A 19,791-nucleotide genomic window follows, 5' to 3' on the forward strand; every position below is an offset into this window, starting at 1 on the left:
CTCTCACAGACATTCATCCAAACGGACAAACATCTTAAATTATTTTATTACCAGCTTGCTTTTGTTACACCTGGAATCTTTCCGGCTAACGCCATATCACGAAAGATATTTCTTGATAATCCAAAGTAGCCTACATAGCCCCTTGGACGACCTGTTAACTGGCAACGATTTTTTAATCGTACAGGAGAGGCATTTTTTGGAAGCAGGTCTAATGCAGAATAGTCACCAGCTTCTTTTAAAGCAGCTCTTTTTTCAGCAAACTTCGCCACCATCTTTTCCCTTTTTCTTTGCCTGGCTTTTACAGATTCTTTTGCCATAATCGATTTAAAATTTAAAAATTCTATTACAGAATTTATTGTTGATTCTCTTTTTTAATATTTTTAAAAGGCATACCCAACTCTTTCAACAGCTCATAAGCCTCTTCATTTGTCTTAGCAGTAGTAACAAAAGTGATATCCATTCCGGTAATTTTATTTACCTTGTCTATATCAATTTCAGGAAAAATAATTTGCTCCGTTACGCCAAGAGTATAATTTCCCCTGCCGTCAAAAGCTTTATCATTAATACCTTTAAAGTCACGTACACGTGGTAAAGAAACAGAAATTAACCTGTCGAGAAACTCATACATCTTTACTCCACGTAAGGTAACTTTAGCACCTATGGGCATATTTTTTCTTAACTTAAAATTGGAGATATCCTTTTTTGAAACTGTTGAAACTGCCTTTTGACCAGAAATGGTTGTCAGTTCGTCAACAGCAATATCAACCAGCTTTTTATCAGTCACAGCTCCGTTAACTCCACGGTTAAGGCAGATCTTTTGCAATTTAGGAGCCTGCATTAAGGATGTATATCCAAATTTTTTCATCAAAGCAGGTACAACTTCACTTCTGTACTTATCTGCTAATCTTGGTGTATAATTAGTTGTAGTCATTATTTAATTACCTCCCCTGATTTTTTTGCGATACGAACTAACTTTCCTTCTCTACGCTCACGCTTAATTTTGGTAGCAGCGCCTGCTTTAGCATCCCATAACATTACATTACTAATGTTTACAGATGCCTCTCTTTTTACAATACCACCTTTAGTGTTCTGAGCACTTGGCTTAGTATGTTTTGTAACTATGTTCACACCCTCTACTACAACACGACCATCTCCTTCTTCATTATGAATAACCTCAAGTACCGTCCGTGGTTTCTTCAGGTCTTTATCATCACCGGCAATCACTATTACCTGGTCGCCTTTTTTGATGTTGTATTTAGGTTTAAATCTGTTGCTCATTTTTTTGAACCTCCGACTCTCTAAAGGGAGAGTATTTTTATTTTTATGTGACGAACTTTCTATTTTCTTTTCAGCTCCGTTGTGTCACTCACTTCTACTGCTTGTTCACTACGCAACTTTTCCTTATTACCTTGAAGGGGTTAGGGTTTAAAGTACCTCTGGCGCCAGAGAAATAATTTTCATATAACCCTTATCTCTCAACTCTCTCGCTACAGGCCCAAAAATACGCGTACCTCTTGGCTCGTCAGATGCATTTAACAACACTACAGCATTGTCATCGAACCTGATATAAGAACCATCCTTACGACGCAGTTTGTTTTTGGTACGAACTATAACAGCTTTTGATACAGTTCCTTTTTTAACGCCGGCAGCCGGCATTGCATCTTTTACGGTAACTACAATTTTATCACCGATCCTGGCATAATCCTGTCCGGAATTACCCAAAACGCGAATACATAAAACTTCTTTTGCACCACTGTTGTCAGCTACATTTAACCTGCTTTCCTGCTGAATCATTTTATTAGCTTTAGCTTTTAGCTACTAGCAATAGCTAATAGCAAATAACAAATTTGATTTCTAATATTTGCAGAGGCTTGTAGCTTATAGCTAGAAGCTTGCGGCTTTTTACACCTTACTTAACTTTTTCAACCACTTCAACCAATCTCCAACGCTTTGTTTTGCTTAGAGGTCTGGTTTCCATAATCTTAACCAAATCTCCTATGCTGCACTCATTTTTTTCATCATGCGCATGAAACTTAGTAGTTTTCTTTACGAACTTGCCGTACATGGGGTGCTTTACTTTTCTTTCAACAGCAACCGTAACAGTTTTATCCATTTTATTGCTGCTAACCACCCCGATCCTTATTTTACGCAAATTTCTTTCCAACATTGTAATCATTATTTATGGTTAGACGCCTAACGCTTTTTTCTTTAATGCTGTTTTTAAACGGGCAAGATCCTTCCTTAAAGCCCGAATACTCATAGGATTTTCCAGTGGAGAAATTGCATGAGCAAATTCAAGTTTCTTTAAACGAAGCTCATCTTCCTGGATCCTTGCCTTAAGATCTGTTTCATTCAAATCTGTAAGGCTTTTATTAAAATCAAATTTCTTATTGGCCATCTTTATTAATTTGAAAATTTGGTAATCTGAAAATTTGAAAATGTAATGTCAGTTATTGTTTCTTCCATTATCAAAACTTTCAAATCAACTCCTTAGCACATTTATTTTATGCCTGCAGCTCTCTACGGACTACAAATTTAGTTTGAATAGGAAGCTTTTGTGCAGCCAGTGAAAATGCTGCTTTTGCAACTTCTTCAGATACGCCGTCCGCTTCGAATATTATACGTCCGGGTTGAACCACAGCCGCCCAATATTCTGGGTTACCTTTACCTTTACCCATCCTTACCTCAGCTGGCTTGTGCGTAATAACCTTATCAGGAAAAATACGGATCCAAACATTACCTTCACGTTTCATAGAACGGGTCATAGCTTGCCTGGCAGATTCAATCTGGCGGTTAGTTAACCAAACAGAGTCTAATGCTTTCAAACCAAACGAGCCAAAGGCAAGGGTAGCTCCACGCTTTGTATCACCCTTCATCCGGCCTTTCTGCATTTTCCTGTGCTTCGTTCTTTTTGGCTGTAACATCTTTTATAATTTCTGGTTTCTAGTTCTCAGACGGGATTTACCATCCTGGAACTTTTCAATTATTTATTATTATTTCAAAATCCTTTTCAATAATGGCGCTCATTTATCTTCTGCCGCCACCACCGCCACCGCCACGGTTGTCTCTCCTGTCTCCACCGCCATGTCCACCACCACGGTTATCTCTTCTATCTCCACCTCTAAAACCACCTCTGTCATCCCCTCTGTCATCTCTTCTTCTTTCACCTGGTTGTCCTCCCTGGTCTTTTCCACCAACAAAATTTGGATTCAACTCTCTCTTTCCTAACACTTCACCTTTACAAATCCAAACCTTAATACCGATTTTACCATATACCGTCTGGGCAAAGACATTTGCATAGTCAATATCCATACGGAAAGTATGCAATGGAACTCGGCCTTGTTTAATTTCTTCGCTACGGGCGATTTCAGCGCCACCCAAACGGCCTCCCACTTTGACTTTAATACCTTCAGCGCCCATACGAAGTGCAGAAGCAATTGACATTTTAATAGCTCTTTTAAAATTGATACGATTTTCAATCTGACGAGCTATTGTATCTGCAACAATATTTGCATCCAGTTCAGGACGACGTATCTCCAGAATGTTGATCTGAACATCATCTTTACCGGTAAGTTTCTTCAATTCTTCTTTAATACGATCTACTTCTCCACCACCTTTACCGATAATAATACCGGGCTTAGATGTGTGAATAGTAATGATCAATTTACCTAAAGTACGTTCTATCACAATTTTTGCAATACCACCCTTATTGATACGGGCATTGAGGTAAGTTCTGATCTTATGATCCTCAATCAGCTTTCCGGCGTAATCTTTATGATTACCATACCAGTTGCTTTCCCATCCGCGGATGATACCTAATCTTGCACCAATAGGATTTGTTTTCTGACCCATATTGTTAATTTGACAATTTGAAAATTTGATAACTTGAAAATGAACTAACCAAATCTTCGGGTTCTTTATTTAGTTTTTATGACTGCAATGTGCTTTCCATTTTCAAATCTGCACATTAGCTTATTTGCTAATTATTTACTATCAACAATAATTGTAACGTGATTACTACGCTTGCGTATTCTGTAACCACGGCCCTGCGGCGCAGGACGCATACGGCGTAAAGTACGTGCTCCGTCAACAAAAATAGTTTTCACTACTAAGTTAGCATCTGCAGCTCCCGTGCCTTCATTTTTCTGCTCCCAGTTATTTATAGCACTTTTCAACAACTTCCCCATTGGTGTAGCCGGATGTTTTGGATGATGTTCCAAAACAGCAATGGCATTCTCAACAGCCATACCACGAATGAGATCAGCCAGCAAACGCATTTTGCGTGGCGAAGTCGGATAATTCATCAATTTTGCTACTGCTTCCATTTTATATCAGTTTCCAGTTACCGGTTTCCGGGTTCCAGCAAGGATAACCCTTTATAGCTGGAACAGTTAACCCCGTAACGTAGTTTATTGTTTTTTGTTAGAATGTCCTTTGAAGTTGCGGGTTGGTGCAAATTCACCTAATTTATGTCCAACCATAAATTCAGTTACATAAACGGGGATGAATTTGTTGCCATTGTGAACAGCAAAAGTATGTCCCACAAAATCAGGCGTAATGGTTGAGCGGCGAGACCATGTTTTAATAACAGACTTCTTAGCTGAACCGTCGTTAATAGCCAGCACTTTCCCTTCCAGTTTAGCTGCTACGTAAGGACCTTTTTTAATTGAACGACCCATATTAGTTAATGAGTTAATTTATGAATTTGAAAATTTGAAAATGCTTTCTATTTTATTTCGACTTTGAAAACTATTTCTCCGATAAAAGGGAGAAAACGAGCACATTTTCAAATTTTATTTTGCTAATTTCTTACCGTTACTTCTTTGTATAATCAGCTTATCGCTTGATTTACCTTTGGTTCTGGTCTTCAGACCTCTTGAATATTGCCCGGTTCTGCTACGAGGTTGACCACCTGATGCTCTACCTTCGCCACCACCCATAGGATGATCAACAGGGTTCATGGCAACACCTCTGGTACGAGGCCTTATACCTTTCCAAACATTTCGGCCAGCTTTACCCATGCTTTGCAAACTATGGTCACTATTGCTTACAACTCCTACAGTTGCATAACAATTGATCAACACTTTTCTCAACTCACCGCTTGGCATTTTGAGGACTGCATATTTTTCCTCCTTATTGCTCAACTGCGCCGATGCTCCGGCACTTCTTACGAGCTTTCCGCCCTGGCGAGGTTGCATTTCAACATTATGAACCACAGTACCAAGAGGCATGTTTCTCATTTGAAGAGCATTCCCTAAATCAGGAGCTACGCTGTCACCACTGATAACGGTTGCACCCACCTGTAAACCCTGGGGAGCAATTATGTACCTTTTTTCTCCATCTACATAATTCAGCAAAGCAATAAATGCAGTACGGTTTGGATCGTACTCAATGCTCGCCACCTTTGCAGGAATATCTTTTTTATCCCTTTTAAAGTCGATGATACGGTACATTTTCTTATGGCCGCCGCCAATGTATCGCATTGCTCTTCTACCCTGGAAGTTTCTGCCACCAGTTCTGTTCTTCGTATCCAACAAACTTTTTTCCGGAGTGTCAGAAGTGATTTCTGCAAAAGCGTTACCAATTCTCCACCTGGTACCTGCAGTCGTCGGTTTATATTTTCTTAGTGCCATCTTATCTTACTTTTGCGAACTTATCAGCGTCGCCTACTATTAATTATTAATTTGATTAGATGTTTCCGTATAGATCTATGGTTTCACCTTCAGCTACTGTTACAAGTGCCTTTTTGTAAGCAGGTTTCTGACCTTTTACAAATCCCGCTTTCGTGTAACGAGTTTTATTTTTCCCAGGAACAACAGTGGTATTTACGTTAATAACTGTTACCCCGTAAAATTCCTGAATCGCTTTTTTTATCTCAAGCTTATTCGCTTTACGGCCAACCTTAAAAGTATATCTCCTCAGTTTATCCTGCTGAGCATTTGCTTTTTCCGTAAGTATCGGTTTTACTAAAACTTCTGTGAGTTTCATTTTAAATCAATTTGACAATTTGAAAATTTCTAAATTTGAAAACTTACAGCTACCGGCATTACATTTTCAAATTCTATTTTCCTTTCCCCTATTTTACTGGGTCAGGCATTTATGCTTCTACAGCAGTTTCTTCTTCACTAAAAATCTTAGCTGCACCTTCTGTAAGTACCAATACTTCAGCATTCACAATATCATAAGTATTTACATCGCTAAGTAACACCGCATCGGCGTTAGGAATATTGCGGCTGCTTAAATACAATGTTTCGTTATACTCAGGAATGATAAATAAGGTTTTCTTATCAGAAACATTTAAAGTGTTCATTATTCCAATAAACTGCTTCGTTTTAGGAGCATCAAAAGCCAGATCCTCTACTACCACTATAGCGTTTTCCTTAGCTTTAAAAGAAAGAGCACTGATTTTCGCAAGATCTTTAACCTTACGATTTAACTTGATGTCATAACGATGAGGTTTAGGCCCGAAGATTGTACCGCCACCCTTATATAAAGGATTACGAATATTACCTTTACGGCTACCACCGGTACCTTTTTGTTTATGAAGTTTACGGCTGGCCCCTTGCACCTCTGCGCGGGTCTTTACTTTGTGTGTACCCTGCCGTTGGGCAGCCAGATACTGCTTAACTGCCAGGTATACAACGTGATTGTTTGGCTCTGCACCAAATATTTCTTCAGGAAGTTCAACTGACCTGCCTGTTGGCTGACCTTGTATATTTAAAACGACTGCTTGCATATTATTTCTGTATTAAAACGATGGAACCATTGTGGCCGGGAACTGAACCACTAATTAATAAATAATTCTTTTCAGGAAAAATCTTAACTACTTTCAGACCCTTCACTTTTACCCTGTCAGTACCCATACGTCCTGCCATACGCATACCTTTAAATACACGTGAAGGATAAGATGATCCACCTACAGATCCGGGAGCTCTCTGTCGATCATGCTGTCCATGAGAAGCCTCACCAACACCATGAAAACCATGACGTTTAACAACACCCTGAAAGCCTTTACCTTTAGTAGTTCCTACTACTTCAACATTCTCACCTTCGGTAAAAATGTCACAGGTAACAGTGTCACCTAAACTTTGATTTAATGAATAGTTTCTGAATTCTTTTACTACGCGCTTAGAAGTAGTATTAGCCTTAGCGAAGTGATTAATTTCGGCCTTAGAGGAGTTTTTTTCTTTCTTTTCGCCGTAAGCGATTTGAACTGCCGCGTAACCATCAGACTCTTGAGTTTTGATCTGAGTTACTACACAGGGGCCAGCTTCTATAATGGTACAAGCTGTTTGCTTTCCATCGGAGCCGAAGATACTGGTCATTCCAATCTTTTTACCAATAATACCTTTCATTTCAGTTTGTTTGTGCCCCGAAGTTTTAAGGACATTCGCCACCATGGACGAATTCAATCCCCGTTTGCCACCGACCTTTTCCGAAATTTCTTGCCTGCATTAGGAAGAGAGGAAGTACCGATAGTAAACAAACCTCGAAGGGCTTGTTCATATGTCCTCAACTTGTTGAAAGTTGAGTGATTTTTTATCTAATCAGCGCTCTTTTTTCGTACCTGTGTACGATTGAGAGATGATAATTTTAAGAACTTTTTATTTGCCTCAATCTTTATATTATAAAGTTGAGTCTATTTATGCCTTTATCTCTACTTCTACGCCGGAAGGCAGATCAAGCTTACTTAACGCATCTACTGTTCTGGATGATGAAGTATAAATATCAAGCAATCTTTTGTGTGTACACAATTGAAATTGCTCCCTTGCTTTTTTATTTACGTGCGGTGAACGCAATACCGTAAATATCTTTTTATGCGTAGGTAAAGGAATAGGACCAGTTACCACAGCACCGGTACTACGAACAGTTTTTACGATTTTCTCGGCAGACTTATCTACCAGGCTGTGATCGTAGGATTGTAGTTTTATTCTGATTCTTTGAGACATAATCTAACCCAATTTTTCTAATTACGATGCAGAAATTCAATTTAAACAGCTTCGTGATTGTTATTTGGGAGCGCAAAGGTAAGAGCAAACATTATATCATCCAACATTTTTAAAAAAGAATTTCAATTAAAATCAAAAAATATTTTTAAAACGCAGTTTTTATAGGTTCCATTATTTTTTTCTGTACTAAATAACGACAAATTCAAAAAAGGAGCGATCTTTTACAGATTGGGCAGGAAATAAAAAAGCTTGCCTACTTTAAATAAGTTCACTACTGCAATTACCGCTTTAAAAAACGCCTCTACCCTTTTGGTTTATTACCTAACGTCTTTTTACAATGAGGCAGTTAGCAGTACTCTAACTCCAATTGTACTCTTTCACCTCTTCATACACCATTTTTATACCATCCGCCAGGGAGATGGAAGCTTTCCATCCTAAAGAATTAAGTTTTGAGACATCCATCAATTTTCGTGGTGTTCCGTCAGGTTTCGTTATATCCTGCTTTACTTCACCCTTGTAACCTACAATGTCTTTTATCATCAATGCAAGCTCTCTTATTGTTATATCTTCCCCGGTTCCTATATTGATAAAGCCTGGTTGATTATAATTTTCCATCACGTAATAACATGCTTCTGCAAGATCATCTGCATGTAAAAACTCCCTTCGTGGAGAACCTGAACCCCAAATTTCCACAAAGGGCGCATTTGATTGTTTTGCAACTACCATTTTTCGTATCAACGCCGGCAATACATGACTGTTATTAAGGTCGTAGTTATCATTAGGACCATATAAATTGGTAGGCATTACCGAAATAAAATTACATCCATACTGTGCGCGGTATGCCTCACACAATTTTATGCCGGTGATTTTTGCGATAGCGTATGGTTCGTTTGTTTCCTCCAAAGCCCCTGTAAGAAGATATTCTTCTTTCAAAGGCTGAGGAGCTAATTTGGGATAAATACAGGAGGACCCCAGAAACATAAGTTTATTTACACGGTATTTATAAGCAGCATGTATCACATTTGTTTCAATCATGAGGTTATCATAAATGAAGTCTGCCCTGTAAACATTATTTGCATGAATACCGCCTACTTTTGCCGCTGCTAAAAAAACATATTCAGGTTTTTCCTGGTCAAAAAATTCATTAACTGCATGTTGGTTGCGAAGGTCTAACTCCGCTGACGTCATGGTTATGAGGTTTTCAAAGCCTTCCGCTTGCAGTTTTCTCATAATAGCACTTCCTACCATTCCCCTGTGACCTGCCACATATACCCGCGACTGTTTCTCCATTTACTTGTTCTTTTAAAAATTACCCATCGCTTTTTACTATTAAAGCCGGTTTACCTAATGCCCTCTCCTATTCAAACTGGTTTTTAATCTTAAAACCGCTTTGCTTTAGTAAAACTTCACTTTTAAATAATTCAATATCGGCTGCTACCATCTCATCTATAAGTTGTTCAAGATTACAGGATGGTACCCAACCTAATTTTTCTTTTGCTTTTGTTGCATCACCTATCAGTAAATCAACCTCTGTTGGCCTGTAATACCTTGGATCTACTTTTACGACTGTCGTTCCTATTGGAATAACATATTCACCCTTACAAGCCGTCACAATTGCAGTCTCTCCTTCATTGGAATCTTTAAACTTAAGTTCTATTCCTATATTCTCAAATGCTATTCTCACAAAATCACGAATGGAAGTAGTAGTTCCTGTAGCCAACACGTAATCGTCTGGTTTCTCCTGCTGTAAAATCCGCCACATACCTTCCACATAGTCTTTTGCATGTCCCCAATCTCTCATTGAGTTTAAGTTTCCAAGGTATAAAACATCCTGCAGGCCCAGTGCTATTTTTGCAACTGCTCTTGTTATTTTACGTGTTACAAAAGTTTCTCCTCTTAAGGGAGATTCGTGATTGAATAAAATACCGTTGCAGGCAAACATGTCGTATGCTTCACGATAATTGACTGTTATCCAGTAGGCATATAACTTGGCAACTGCATATGGCGAGCGGGGATAAAACGGAGTAGTTTCATTTTGGGGAACTGCCTGTACCAATCCATATAATTCTGATGTAGAAGCCTGGTAAACTCTTGTTTTTTCTATAAGACCTAACAACCTTATAGCTTCCAGTATACGCAACGTACCTAAACCATCCGCATTTGCTGTATATTCAGGTTCCTCAAAACTAACCTGAACATGACTCATTGCCGCGAGGTTATAAATTTCATCAGGCTGCACTTCCTGTATTATTCTAATCAGGTTGGTTGAGTCTGTAAGATCTCCATAATGCAGAATCAGGTTTCGTTGAGAAACATGAGGATCCTGGTATAAATGATCAATTCGATCGGTATTAAATAACGAAGTTCTGCGCTTTATACCATGCACTATATAACCCTTATTTAAAAGAAGTTCCGTAAGATACGCCCCGTCCTGACCGGTTATTCCGGTAATTAAAGCCACTTTCATACTATAATCGGATATTTATATTTAGATCACCATTTACAAAATAAATGTTTACACGCCTTTTTTAATAAACAATATTACTTGATATTCTATTTTGAAAGACAGGTTTTTTGAAAATTAGCCTATCTTTTTATTGCTCGGCATTATTATAAGTTAAGTAAATGGATATAATAATAAAAGGGGGCTGTTAACCCCCTTTATACCATGTTCAACTATCAACGTTTGTAAAAAACTGAAAGAATTGTAATCTTATTCCAAAAGATTTTCTGTGTTATTTACTCATAAATTCTTTAGGCTGTTTATACAGTTCTTCCTGGGGCAGAGATTTAAAGTAATCGTACGTGATTTTCAATCCTTCAGATCTTGACACTTTTGGCTCCCACCCAAGCAGCTCTTTTGCCCTTGTAATATCAGGACGTCTTTGCTTAGGGTCATCTACCGGTAAAGGTCTGTACTTGATTTTGACGTCAGAATTTGTCAGCTTTAATACCTCTTCAGCAAACTCTTTAAGTGATATCTCATCAGGGTTTCCGATGTTAACCGGACTTGCATAATCACTAAATAATAGCCGGTAAATTCCTTCGATCAGGTCGTCTACATAACAGAAAGACCTTGTTTGTGAACCATCACCAAATACTGTAAGGTCTTCGCCTCTTAATGCCTGGCCGATAAAAGCAGGCAATGCTCGTCCGTCATTTAACCGCATTCTCGGTCCATACGAATTAAATATGCGAATGATTCTTGTTTCTACATTATGAAATGTGTGGTAAGCCATGGTAATAGCTTCCTGGAAACGTTTCGCTTCATCGTATACACCTCTTGGACCTACCGGGTTTACATTTCCCCAGTAGTCTTCATTTTGCGGGTGTACATTAGGATCACCATATACCTCGCTCGTAGAAGCAACCAGTATTCTTGCTTTCTTATCTTTTGCAAGACCGAGGCAATTATGAGTTCCTAATGAACCTACCTTTAATGTTTGAATAGGTATTTTCAGATAATCTATCGGACTTGCCGGGGAAGCAAAATGCAATATATAATCCAAATTCCCTGGAACATGAATGAATTTTGATACATCGTGATGATAAAATTCAAAATCCTTAAGATGAAAAAGATGTTCAATATTTTTAAGGTCACCCGTAATAAGGTTGTCCATTGCCATTACAGAAAAACCTTCTTTTATAAACCTGTCGCACAGGTGAGAGCCCAGGAAGCCTGCTGCACCTGTTATTAATATCCTTTTTTTCATATATTTTTAAGCTTCACTCGGTTGTAATTGACTGGTTTTTACATTGGGTTGTAAGCCTATTCCATAATATGAAAAACCTGCTTCAACAACTTCAGAAGGGCTGTAGATGTTTCTACCATCAAATACCACATCACCTTTCATTATGTTTTTAACCTTTTTCCAATCCGGCAAACGGAATTCTGACCATTCAGTTACCAATACAAGCGCATCGGCTCCTTTTACCGCATCTATTGCGCCGCGGGTAAAAATAACCTGGTCGTCTACCATATGGGCTGCTTCTTCCATTGCAACAGGATCGTATGCGTGAACCTTTGCTCCTGCATCTAACAGAGACTGTATAAGTACTAAAGCCGGTGCTTCGCGCATATCATCTGTGTTTGGTTTGAAAGACAAACCCCATAATGCAAATACTTTCCCGGTCAAATCTCCATCAAAATGATTTTGTATTTTTTTGAATATTACGTGTTTCTGATCATCGTTTACAGCATCTACGGCTTTCAGAATTCGTAAATCGTAACCATATTCATCAGAAGTATGAAAAAGTGCCTTTACATCTTTTGGAAAGCATGAACCACCATATCCAATACCCGGATAAATGAAACGGTTGCCAATGCGTGGGTCAGAACCTATACCTTTCCTTACTTCATTTACATTCGCACCAACCAGTTCGCATAAGTTGGCGATATCATTCATAAAAGATATTTTGGTTGCCAGCATTGCATTAGCTGCATATTTTGTCATTTCCGCAGACGGAATATCCATAAATAATACAGGATGCGAGTTTAAAAGAAACGGATGGTACAACCTTCCTAATACTTCTTTTGCACGCTCAGACTCAACGCCTATAACTATTCTGTCCGGCTTAAGAAAATCTTCTACTGCGGCACCTTCTTTTAAAAACTCCGGATTGGAAGCAACATCAAAATCAATATTAACTGATCTCTTGGCCAATGCTGATGCAATGCCTGCCTTCACTTTTTTTGCAGTACCTACAGGCACTGTACTTTTTGTTACTACTATGATATATTCTTCAATACAACTGCCAATGGTATCTGCTACCTGCAATACATATTTTAAATCTGCGCTTCCATCTTCTCCGGGAGGAGTACCTACAGCTATAAAAGCAACCTGCGCATCCTTTATTGATTCTGATAAACTTGTACTGAATTGTAAGCGACCCTTGCTGTAATTGCTTGTAACAATCGCTTCAAGTCCTGGTTCAAAAATTGGAAGAATTCCTTTTTTTAGATTTTCAATCTTTTGCTTGTGTACGTCTACACATACGACTTCTACACCAACTTCTGCAAGACATGCACCTGTTACGAGTCCGACGTAACCTGTACCAACGATGACAATTTTCATAAAAATAAATATTAATTGATTTTAGATTAGCGCTTTTTTACTAATATGTTTAAGAAAAAAATTATTTCAATATGGCTAAACAATTAGTAGAGATGCTGTACTTAATGTAAGTATTTATAACGATAAATTTAAGGTATTAGTATTTTATCATTATTTAATGCGACTGAGATATTCTCCGTAACCGCTCTTTTTATATCTTTCGGCCTGCTTATGTAACCCTTCGCTGCTTAAAAAGCCCATCCGGTAAGACACTTCTTCAATACAACCAATTTTTTGGCCCTGTCTTTTCTCTATAACCCTTACAAACTCAGAAGCATCACTAAGTGAGTCAAATGTACCCGTGTCTAACCAGGCTGTTCCCCTGTCCATTACCCCTACTTTTAACTTTCCCTGCTCAAGGTATATCCTGTTTATATCAGTTATTTCATATTCTCCCCTTGCTGATGGTTTTATTTTCTTTGCTAATTCCACTACAGAATTATCATAAAAATATAAACCCGGAACCGCGAACTTCGACTTAGGGTTTGCGGGTTTTTCTTCTATGCTTACTGCATTAAACTGAGAGTCAAACTCTACTACCCCATATCTCTCAGGGTCTGCTACTTCGTATGCGAAAACAGCAGCACCGTCTACGTTATAAAAAGATTGCAGCAGCTTACTCAATCCACTTCCATAGAAAATATTGTCTCCCAATATCAATGCTACTCTATCGTCCCCTATAAATTCCTCTCCTATTACGAAAGCCTGGGCGAGGCCATTGGGCACCTCCTGCACAGCGTATGTAAAATGAACTCCTATGTCTTTTCCGTCGCCGAGCAGCCTTTGAAACTGGGTACTGTCTTCAGGTGTCGTAATAATTAATATTTCCTTAATACCTGCAAGCATTAAAACAGATATTGGATAATAGATCATCGGCTTATCATAAATGGGCATTAACTGCTTGCTTATGGCTTTTGTAATCGGGTACAGTCTTGTTCCCGAACCTCCTGCTAATATTATTCCTTTCATTTTTTATAAAAAGATCTCTGTTTTAATAAAGAATATTGTTGCAGTTATAGCTAAATAGGTCTTTTTTGATTCAAAATATTTTTATGCCCGTTTAACACAAACTATACCAGAAATATTTTCAATACTTTTATCTCAAAAAAGTGTTGCATAAGAGCTTAACAGCGGTAAACTTATATCCTTAGATGAAATAATAAGATCATTTGGTTGCATGAGCCAATTAATATTAATTTCAGGATCATTATAAATGATACCGCCTTCAGCTTCTTTGTTGTAGAAGTTATCACATTTATAAAAAAAATCTACTACATCACTTAGCACAAGAAAACCATGTCCAAATCCCCTGGGAATATAAAGCTGTGTATGTGAAGTTTCTGATAAAACCACAGCATAATGTTGGCCAAATGTAGGCGATGACCTTCTTAAGTCAACTGCGACATCTAACACCTCTCCTTTCAAAACCCTCACGAGTTTAGCTTGGGCAAATTCTCCTTTTTGAAAATGAATACCGCGTAAAACCCCTCTTACCGAGTGGGATTGGTTGTCCTGCACAAAAGGGGTATTGGCACCTGTTTCTCTATAAAATTTCTGTGCGTTGAAACTTTCAAAGAAATGACCTCTCTCATCGTAGTGAATGCTGTCATGTATTAAAAAACAATCTTTTAATGGTGTTTTCTCTGCTCGCATATTTTAGCTGTTATCGTACATTTTGTTATAGTAATCTTTATAAGAACCGGAGGTAACGTGGTTCAGCCATTCCTGGTTGTTTAAATACCAGTCAATAGTTTCGCTCAATCCCTGTTCAAACGTGACAGATGGCTTCCATCCAAGTTCCCTGTTTATTTTGGTTGCATCTATTGCATATCTCCTGTCGTGACCGGGACGGTCCTTTACAAAAGTTATTAATGCTTCGCTTGTACCAGGCTGGTTACCAAGTTTCTCATCCATCAGTTTACAAAGCAATTTTACCAGGTCAATATTCTTCCACTCATTAAAACCTCCGATATTAAATGTTTCACCAACTTTTTTTGCATGAAAAATAGTATCAATGGCTGTAGCATGATCCTTCACATACAACCAGTCGCGTGTGTAAAGGCCATCACCATAAACAGGTAATGCTTTTTTGGAAATGATGTTATTTATTAAAAGAGGTATCAGCTTTTCGGGAAAATGATTAGGACCGTAATTGTTAGAACAATTTGAAATGACAAATGGTAACTCGTATGTTTCGCCATACGCTCTTACAAAGTGGTCAGAAGAAGCTTTACTGGCAGAATAAGGTGAATTGGGATGGTAAGGCGTGGTTTCGGTAAAAAAACCTGTACTGCCCAACGCTCCATATACTTCGTCGGTAGAAATATGATAAAACAATTTATCACTAAAATCATCCGCCCAGTTTTTCTTAGCTGCGTTTAAAAGATTGACCGTGCCGAGTACATTGGTAAATACAAAATCAAGTGGAGAGTGAATAGACCGGTCAACATGAGATTCTGCTGCCAGGTGAATTACGTCTGTAACCTGGTATTGCTTGAAGACCCTTTCAACTTCCGGCACATCAAGTATATTTACTTTTTCAAAAGTGTAATTAGGCATACTGTCAATATCCGCCAGGTTTTCAAGGTTGCCTGCGTAGGTTAATGCATCCAGGTTGATAATTTTATATTGGGGATACTTTGTTACAAACAGTCTTACAACATGCGATCCTATAAAACCCGCTCCTCCGGTTATTACTATATTTTTCATGTATACTTAAAAGAAATATTTAACTTAATGGCGCGAAAATAGAATGATCCCACCCGATTTCATAAAAAAGTTTACGAGTGGTATAACAATTAAAAAAACAATGTGTTTCTTTTATAAGAAGAAACACGGGAAAATGAAAGGGTGATTACAGCAGAACTAAATCATTGAGAACGCTTCGTTTGTAATTTATGCAACAGTGTTAGGTAAAGCGCTTCCCTTTTATCTCTGTTTATATTGGTACAGATGCTGCAGCAGGTTTAACAGGCAGATCGAATAAGCTTTCATACACGCTTAACATTTTGCTTCTAAAAACTTCCTCCGTAAAGTTATTCAAGGCAAACGCTTTGGCTTGTTTTATTATGTGGTCAACTTCACTTTTTTCATCCATTGCATATCTCATGGCCAATACTAATTCTTCCTTTGTCTCAAATAGCAGTCCTGTTTTGTTTGGTGTAATAAGTTCACTTGTACCTGCTTTATCGTCATAACCAATGACAAGGCAATTAAACAACATAGCTTCTGCCGTAACACGCCCCATGCCTTCATGCTCTGAACAGACAAGAAGACCTAAAGCCTTATTCATTAAGTTTCGCGCGTCTTTTCTATATCCTAAAAAATCTATGCGATCAGATAATTTTAATTCTTCTACCAATGACAATATGTAAAAATAATATTCATTATGCCTGGTAAAACTGCCTGCTATTTTTAGCCTGACTTTTTTATCTGTCGCGCAAATGTCGGCAAATGCCATGAGGGCTTTATGCAACCCCTTATTTCTGGTAAATGCACCGCAAAATAAAAAATAGTTTTCTTTATCCACAGGGTCTGCTATCTCCGATTTCGGAGCCACTGCATTGTATATTATGCTTCCTTTCCCCGTTACCTTAAAGTAATTTGCTAGTGAATTTGAAACACATATGATAGCATCAGATTCATGTATTTTCTTCAAATACTGCTCTTCATCTTTAAATAAGGTTAAACCATGATCCAGTTTAATAAATTCCCTGATATGCCATACGTGTTTTATACCCGTTTTTTTTGCTACTTCAAATCCGATAGATATAACGCTGCTGTTAGAATGTATAATATTGATATTGTTTCTTTTTACTATGTCCGCTATTTTCCTTTTTGCTATAAAATTTATTAGATAATTCTTTGTATTGCTTAAGAAAAACTTTGTTTCCGAATAAAATTTATCACTTTTAAAGGCACATTCCCAACCATATCTTACTACAATATTCTTTATACTTAATTTATCCAACTCTTTATTAAACTCACCGTAGGCAGGCGTCATCACAATGTAATCCCCCGTTTTCAACTGCAGCGAACATAATAAATTCAACAAGGATCTGTTTGAACCATACAGTGAAGCATCGGCGGTAATAAATAGAATTCGGGGCGTATCTAACATTTCGGACTTATTCTAATAATTCTTACAAAATCATTTATAAGAGTAATTCTTTTTACGGCAAAAGTAGCGACGAATTTATTTTAAAGAGATCGGGTGCAGGTAATTTGATGTCAAAAGAGGTTATTAGCCAATTATAAATAAGCGGAAGGCTTTTTACATACTTTTCTTGTCTCTATAATCTTTGGCATCGAAACGAGCAATTGAATAAAGAATTTAAAATCTTTAAAAACAGAGACTATATTTCCTGTGAGAATTTTTTTGAAAAGCCGTATAATAAAGACAGAAAGAAAACTTAGCAAAGAAAAGAAGAAAGGACGGTTAATATCTTTTAAACTACATATATAACCTAAATCAATGATAGCTCTGTCTATTTTTTCTGAAGCATGTCTTTTCTCCCTGCCGTGAAAGCCATGATACAGAGGAGAAATTCCTATTTTAAAACCATGATACCTGATCCTGTTAACATAATCGGTATCTTCACCATAGTGAGGAAAAAGAGGATCAAAAATTCCCGCTTTTACAATACACTCTCGCGAGATTAACCATAAGGCTGCATTGCAAAAACTAATAGAATAGATGTCTTTTGTTTTTTGTAATACCAGGTCTGAAACAAAACCCGGGCAATCAATTTCATTACAGGTGAGAGAAAACCGGAAATCCAAAGCAGTGCCTGAACCGTTTAGATGAATTGGACTTACAATTCCAAAATTGGTATTATTCTTATGAAGATTAATTAATCCTTCTATATATGCGGGATCTAACCATGCATCCTGGTTTAACAAGAAAAAATAATCGGCACCTCTCTCAAAAGCCTTCTTAATACCAATATTATTTGCTTTTCCAAAACCAAGATTTGTTTTACTCTTGTATAGTTCTACTTCAGGATATTCAGAACTTAATATTTCCAAAGTATTATCAGTAGAATTATTATCAACTGCAATAATTTCAAGAGGTAATGAAGAATTTCTTAAACATCCAAAACATTTATCAATCCACTTGCTCGCATTGTATGTAACTATAATTACAAAAACTTTCATTGTTTCTTCTCGTTATAATCTTCCATCTACTATTGATCTGTCTAAAGCAGCTTTTGTATCAAAAATGATGGTATCTGCATTTTTTAATGAATCAAAGTCAATAGTAAGAAACTGCTTATGAGACACCGCTAAAATAATCGCCTGGTACCGATCTTCCATTTTCGCCTGCACAGGTAATGTTTCAATCAATTCAATATTATATTCAGCTTTTACCTGTTCTTTGCCTGCATAAGGATCGTACACGTCAACTGTCAATCCAAATTGCCTCAATTCTTTATAAATATCAATTACCCTCGAATTTCTTATATCCGGACAATTCTCTTTAAATGTAATGCCGAGTATCAGCACTTTTGATCCGTTAATAGTATGATTCTTTTTAATCAAAAGCTTAACTACTTTATTGGCAACAAACATTCCCATATTATCATTCACTCTTCTTCCCGACAAAATAACTTCTGCATGATAACCAAGGGATGCAGCTTTATAAGCAAGATAATAGGGGTCAACTCCTATACAATGCCCTCCTACCAACCCTGGTTTGTATTTTAGAAAATTCCATTTTGTTGCTGCCGCGTCAATTACATCATTGGTGTCTATGCCAATACGGTCAAAAATAAGCGCCAGCTCATTTACAAAAGAAATATTTACATCACGCTGCGCGTTTTCTATAGCTTTAGAGGCTTCCGCAACTTTTATGCTTGGCGCTTTGTGCGTTCCCGCAACAATTATAGATGCATATAACTGATCTACAATTTCTGCAATTTCAGGCGTTGAACCCGATGTTACTTTTTTTATTTTCGTTAAAGTATTTACCTTATCTCCAGGATTTATTCTTTCCGGGGAATAGCCGCAAAAAAAATCTTTATTAAAGGTTAAGCCTGAAAACTGTTCCAGTACGGGTACACAATCTTCTTCAGTACAACCCGGGTAAACCGTAGATTCATATATCACTATGTCGTCCTTCTTTAAAGATTTTCCAATCATTTCAGAAGCTTCCAATAAATAACTGAGGTCGGGCGATTTAAATTGGTTAATCGGGGTAGGAACCGTAACAATAAATACATTGTATTTATTAAGATCTGCGGGATCAGAAGAGAAACAAAGGCCTTTGTCGGATTCAAGCAATGTTGCAGCTTTCAGTCCGTCCAGGTCTGCCTCATTAGTATCATCTTTACCGTTCAAAAGATTCTTTATTCTCTTTTTGTTAATATCAAAACCCAGTACCTGATATTTTTTTCCAAACTCAATGGCAAGAGGCAAGCCTACATAACCCAAACCAATTACCGCTATCTTTTGCTCCCGTTTCATTAATAATAGTTTCCTTTATAAACGTTCAAAAATACTTGTAATTTCAATTGGAGCTACAATTGAAGATTCAGAACATCGTTGTGAACTTGTTTCTAACCGTCGTTGTGAACTTGTTTCTCATCGCCAGGAAAAGCAACTAAAAAATTGGAAACGACAATGGAAGGAGAATCTAATAAACAGCCTCAACCCGGAATGGAAGGACTTACAGATAATACACAGCATGAAATAGAAAAATGGATAAAAATTGAAGAAAGGACTTCAGC

Annotated in this window: 25 protein-coding genes; all 25 read right to left on the reverse strand. The window is 37.5% G+C overall.

Annotation, left to right across the window (positions count from 1 at the left end):
* Positions 1 to 47: 47 nt before the first annotated feature.
* The 25 genes from rpsN to B154_RS0100410 all read right to left on the reverse strand — a co-directional run bounded on the left by rpsN (position 48) and on the right by B154_RS0100410 (position 19,528).
* Entirely contained in the window at positions 48 to 317 is a 270-nt protein-coding gene (rpsN, locus tag B154_RS0100285; RefSeq protein ID WP_018610917.1) for a 30S ribosomal protein S14, read from the reverse strand.
* A gap of 35 nt (positions 318 to 352) precedes the next feature.
* Complete coding sequence (gene rplE, locus B154_RS0100290; RefSeq protein WP_018610925.1) at positions 353 to 931, reverse strand: 50S ribosomal protein L5; 579 nt, start codon at positions 929 to 931, stop codon at positions 353 to 355.
* Positions 931 to 1,278, reverse strand: coding sequence for a 50S ribosomal protein L24 (gene rplX, locus B154_RS0100295; RefSeq protein WP_018610927.1), 348 nt, complete (start codon positions 1,276 to 1,278; stop codon positions 931 to 933). Before rplX ends, rplE begins: the two co-directional genes overlap by 1 nt.
* 147 nt (positions 1,279 to 1,425) lie before the next feature.
* On the reverse strand, positions 1,426 to 1,794 hold the full coding sequence (rplN, locus tag B154_RS0100300) for a 50S ribosomal protein L14 (protein ID WP_018610928.1): 369 nt from the start codon (positions 1,792 to 1,794) through the stop codon (positions 1,426 to 1,428).
* A 115-nt stretch (positions 1,795 to 1,909) separates the two neighbouring features.
* Positions 1,910 to 2,167: a 30S ribosomal protein S17 gene (gene rpsQ, locus B154_RS0100305; protein WP_026259859.1), complete on the reverse strand. Its 258-nt coding sequence runs from the start codon at positions 2,165 to 2,167 to the stop codon at positions 1,910 to 1,912.
* Positions 2,168 to 2,185: 18 nt separating this feature from the next.
* Positions 2,186 to 2,398 (reverse strand): 50S ribosomal protein L29, encoded by a 213-nt coding sequence (gene rpmC / locus B154_RS0100310; protein WP_018610930.1) that lies wholly within the window; start codon positions 2,396 to 2,398, stop codon positions 2,186 to 2,188.
* 106 nt (positions 2,399 to 2,504) lie between these two features.
* The gene (rplP, locus tag B154_RS0100315; protein WP_018610932.1) at positions 2,505 to 2,924 is read right to left on the reverse strand and encodes a 50S ribosomal protein L16; all 420 of its coding nucleotides are present in this window, start codon (positions 2,922 to 2,924) and stop codon (positions 2,505 to 2,507) included.
* Positions 2,925 to 3,027: 103 nt separating this feature from the next.
* Positions 3,028 to 3,852 carry a 30S ribosomal protein S3 gene (rpsC, locus tag B154_RS0100320; RefSeq protein ID WP_018610933.1) on the reverse strand — a complete coding sequence of 275 codons (825 nt, stop codon included), beginning with the start codon at positions 3,850 to 3,852 and terminating at the stop codon, positions 3,028 to 3,030.
* Positions 3,853 to 3,983: 131 nt separating this feature from the next.
* A complete protein-coding gene (gene rplV / locus B154_RS0100325) occupies positions 3,984 to 4,325 on the reverse strand; it encodes a 50S ribosomal protein L22 (RefSeq protein ID WP_018610935.1) in 342 nt (113 codons plus the stop codon).
* Positions 4,326 to 4,409: 84 nt separating this feature from the next.
* A complete protein-coding gene (gene rpsS / locus B154_RS0100330) occupies positions 4,410 to 4,679 on the reverse strand; it encodes a 30S ribosomal protein S19 (protein ID WP_018610936.1) in 270 nt (89 codons plus the stop codon).
* Between the two features lie 114 nt (positions 4,680 to 4,793).
* Positions 4,794 to 5,633 (reverse strand): 50S ribosomal protein L2, encoded by an 840-nt coding sequence (gene rplB / locus B154_RS0100335; RefSeq protein ID WP_018610937.1) that lies wholly within the window; start codon positions 5,631 to 5,633, stop codon positions 4,794 to 4,796.
* Positions 5,634 to 5,688: 55 nt separating this feature from the next.
* A complete protein-coding gene (gene rplW / locus B154_RS0100340) occupies positions 5,689 to 5,988 on the reverse strand; it encodes a 50S ribosomal protein L23 (RefSeq protein WP_018610939.1) in 300 nt (99 codons plus the stop codon).
* A 109-nt stretch (positions 5,989 to 6,097) separates the two neighbouring features.
* Positions 6,098 to 6,736, reverse strand: a complete 639-nt coding sequence (gene rplD / locus B154_RS0100345; RefSeq protein WP_018610941.1) for a 50S ribosomal protein L4 — start codon at positions 6,734 to 6,736, stop codon at positions 6,098 to 6,100.
* A 1-nt stretch (position 6,737) separates the two neighbouring features.
* Complete coding sequence (gene rplC / locus B154_RS0100350; RefSeq protein WP_026259860.1) at positions 6,738 to 7,355, reverse strand: 50S ribosomal protein L3; 618 nt, start codon at positions 7,353 to 7,355, stop codon at positions 6,738 to 6,740.
* A 288-nt stretch (positions 7,356 to 7,643) separates the two neighbouring features.
* Entirely contained in the window at positions 7,644 to 7,949 is a 306-nt protein-coding gene (gene rpsJ, locus B154_RS0100355; protein WP_018610945.1) for a 30S ribosomal protein S10, read from the reverse strand.
* A 357-nt stretch (positions 7,950 to 8,306) separates the two neighbouring features.
* A complete protein-coding gene (gene fcl, locus B154_RS0100360) occupies positions 8,307 to 9,239 on the reverse strand; it encodes a GDP-L-fucose synthase (RefSeq protein WP_018610947.1) in 933 nt (310 codons plus the stop codon).
* Positions 9,240 to 9,306: 67 nt separating this feature from the next.
* Entirely contained in the window at positions 9,307 to 10,416 is a 1,110-nt protein-coding gene (gmd, locus tag B154_RS0100365; protein ID WP_018610949.1) for a GDP-mannose 4,6-dehydratase, read from the reverse strand.
* 268 nt (positions 10,417 to 10,684) lie between these two features.
* Positions 10,685 to 11,662, reverse strand: coding sequence for a UDP-glucuronic acid decarboxylase family protein (locus B154_RS0100370; RefSeq protein ID WP_018610951.1), 978 nt, complete (start codon positions 11,660 to 11,662; stop codon positions 10,685 to 10,687).
* 6 nt (positions 11,663 to 11,668) lie between these two features.
* Positions 11,669 to 13,024 carry a UDP-glucose dehydrogenase family protein gene (locus B154_RS0100375; RefSeq protein ID WP_018610953.1) on the reverse strand — a complete coding sequence of 452 codons (1,356 nt, stop codon included), beginning with the start codon at positions 13,022 to 13,024 and terminating at the stop codon, positions 11,669 to 11,671.
* Positions 13,025 to 13,174: 150 nt separating this feature from the next.
* Positions 13,175 to 14,032, reverse strand: coding sequence for a glucose-1-phosphate thymidylyltransferase RfbA (gene rfbA, locus B154_RS0100380; RefSeq protein WP_018610955.1), 858 nt, complete (start codon positions 14,030 to 14,032; stop codon positions 13,175 to 13,177).
* A 132-nt stretch (positions 14,033 to 14,164) separates the two neighbouring features.
* Entirely contained in the window at positions 14,165 to 14,716 is a 552-nt protein-coding gene (gene rfbC / locus B154_RS0100385) for a dTDP-4-dehydrorhamnose 3,5-epimerase (RefSeq protein ID WP_018610957.1), read from the reverse strand.
* A gap of 3 nt (positions 14,717 to 14,719) precedes the next feature.
* Positions 14,720 to 15,772 (reverse strand): dTDP-glucose 4,6-dehydratase, encoded by a 1,053-nt coding sequence (gene rfbB / locus B154_RS0100390; RefSeq protein WP_018610958.1) that lies wholly within the window; start codon positions 15,770 to 15,772, stop codon positions 14,720 to 14,722.
* 229 nt (positions 15,773 to 16,001) lie between these two features.
* Positions 16,002 to 17,183, reverse strand: coding sequence for a glycosyltransferase (locus B154_RS0100400; RefSeq protein ID WP_018610962.1), 1,182 nt, complete (start codon positions 17,181 to 17,183; stop codon positions 16,002 to 16,004).
* Between the two features lie 131 nt (positions 17,184 to 17,314).
* The gene (locus tag B154_RS0100405; RefSeq protein ID WP_018610964.1) at positions 17,315 to 18,220 is read right to left on the reverse strand and encodes a glycosyltransferase family 2 protein; all 906 of its coding nucleotides are present in this window, start codon (positions 18,218 to 18,220) and stop codon (positions 17,315 to 17,317) included.
* Between the two features lie 12 nt (positions 18,221 to 18,232).
* Positions 18,233 to 19,528: a nucleotide sugar dehydrogenase gene (locus B154_RS0100410; protein ID WP_018610966.1), complete on the reverse strand. Its 1,296-nt coding sequence runs from the start codon at positions 19,526 to 19,528 to the stop codon at positions 18,233 to 18,235.
* Between the last annotated feature and the right edge of the window lie 263 nt (positions 19,529 to 19,791).

This window comes from Segetibacter koreensis DSM 18137 (genome assembly GCF_000374045.1).
In the GTDB taxonomy this organism is placed as follows: domain Bacteria; phylum Bacteroidota; class Bacteroidia; order Chitinophagales; family Chitinophagaceae; genus Segetibacter; species Segetibacter koreensis.

What these genes read in the sequence shown, in the direction of transcription:
- B154_RS0100400 (WP_018610962.1), bottom strand. Translation starts at nt 17,183, where the DNA reads ATGTTAGATACGCCCCGAATTCTATTTATTACCGCCGATGCTTCACTG.
- rplP (WP_018610932.1), bottom strand. Translation starts at nt 2,924, where the DNA reads ATGTTACAGCCAAAAAGAACGAAGCACAGGAAAATGCAGAAAGGCCGG.
- rplV (WP_018610935.1), bottom strand. Translation starts at nt 4,325, where the DNA reads ATGGAAGCAGTAGCAAAATTGATGAATTATCCGACTTCGCCACGCAAA.
- rfbB (WP_018610958.1), bottom strand. Translation starts at nt 15,772, where the DNA reads ATGAAAAATATAGTAATAACCGGAGGAGCGGGTTTTATAGGATCGCAT.
- B154_RS0100410 (WP_018610966.1), bottom strand. Translation starts at nt 19,528, where the DNA reads ATGAAACGGGAGCAAAAGATAGCGGTAATTGGTTTGGGTTATGTAGGC.
- rpsJ (WP_018610945.1), bottom strand. Translation starts at nt 7,949, where the DNA reads ATGTCTCAAAGAATCAGAATAAAACTACAATCCTACGATCACAGCCTG.
- rplB (WP_018610937.1), bottom strand. Translation starts at nt 5,633, where the DNA reads ATGGCACTAAGAAAATATAAACCGACGACTGCAGGTACCAGGTGGAGA.
- rpsC (WP_018610933.1), bottom strand. Translation starts at nt 3,852, where the DNA reads ATGGGTCAGAAAACAAATCCTATTGGTGCAAGATTAGGTATCATCCGC.
- rpsQ (WP_026259859.1), bottom strand. Translation starts at nt 2,167, where the DNA reads ATGTTGGAAAGAAATTTGCGTAAAATAAGGATCGGGGTGGTTAGCAGC.
- rplN (WP_018610928.1), bottom strand. Translation starts at nt 1,794, where the DNA reads ATGATTCAGCAGGAAAGCAGGTTAAATGTAGCTGACAACAGTGGTGCA.
- rfbA (WP_018610955.1), bottom strand. Translation starts at nt 14,032, where the DNA reads ATGAAAGGAATAATATTAGCAGGAGGTTCGGGAACAAGACTGTACCCG.
- rpsN (WP_018610917.1), bottom strand. Translation starts at nt 317, where the DNA reads ATGGCAAAAGAATCTGTAAAAGCCAGGCAAAGAAAAAGGGAAAAGATG.
- B154_RS0100370 (WP_018610951.1), bottom strand. Translation starts at nt 11,662, where the DNA reads ATGAAAAAAAGGATATTAATAACAGGTGCAGCAGGCTTCCTGGGCTCT.
- fcl (WP_018610947.1), bottom strand. Translation starts at nt 9,239, where the DNA reads ATGGAGAAACAGTCGCGGGTATATGTGGCAGGTCACAGGGGAATGGTA.
- rplW (WP_018610939.1), bottom strand. Translation starts at nt 5,988, where the DNA reads ATGAAACTCACAGAAGTTTTAGTAAAACCGATACTTACGGAAAAAGCA.
- B154_RS0100405 (WP_018610964.1), bottom strand. Translation starts at nt 18,220, where the DNA reads ATGAAAGTTTTTGTAATTATAGTTACATACAATGCGAGCAAGTGGATT.
- rfbC (WP_018610957.1), bottom strand. Translation starts at nt 14,716, where the DNA reads ATGCGAGCAGAGAAAACACCATTAAAAGATTGTTTTTTAATACATGAC.
- rplE (WP_018610925.1), bottom strand. Translation starts at nt 931, where the DNA reads ATGACTACAACTAATTATACACCAAGATTAGCAGATAAGTACAGAAGT.
- rpmC (WP_018610930.1), bottom strand. Translation starts at nt 2,398, where the DNA reads ATGGCCAATAAGAAATTTGATTTTAATAAAAGCCTTACAGATTTGAAT.
- rpsS (WP_018610936.1), bottom strand. Translation starts at nt 4,679, where the DNA reads ATGGGTCGTTCAATTAAAAAAGGTCCTTACGTAGCAGCTAAACTGGAA.
- rplX (WP_018610927.1), bottom strand. Translation starts at nt 1,278, where the DNA reads ATGAGCAACAGATTTAAACCTAAATACAACATCAAAAAAGGCGACCAG.
- B154_RS0100375 (WP_018610953.1), bottom strand. Translation starts at nt 13,024, where the DNA reads ATGAAAATTGTCATCGTTGGTACAGGTTACGTCGGACTCGTAACAGGT.
- rplC (WP_026259860.1), bottom strand. Translation starts at nt 7,355, where the DNA reads ATGAAAGGTATTATTGGTAAAAAGATTGGAATGACCAGTATCTTCGGC.
- rplD (WP_018610941.1), bottom strand. Translation starts at nt 6,736, where the DNA reads ATGCAAGCAGTCGTTTTAAATATACAAGGTCAGCCAACAGGCAGGTCA.
- gmd (WP_018610949.1), bottom strand. Translation starts at nt 10,416, where the DNA reads ATGAAAGTGGCTTTAATTACCGGAATAACCGGTCAGGACGGGGCGTAT.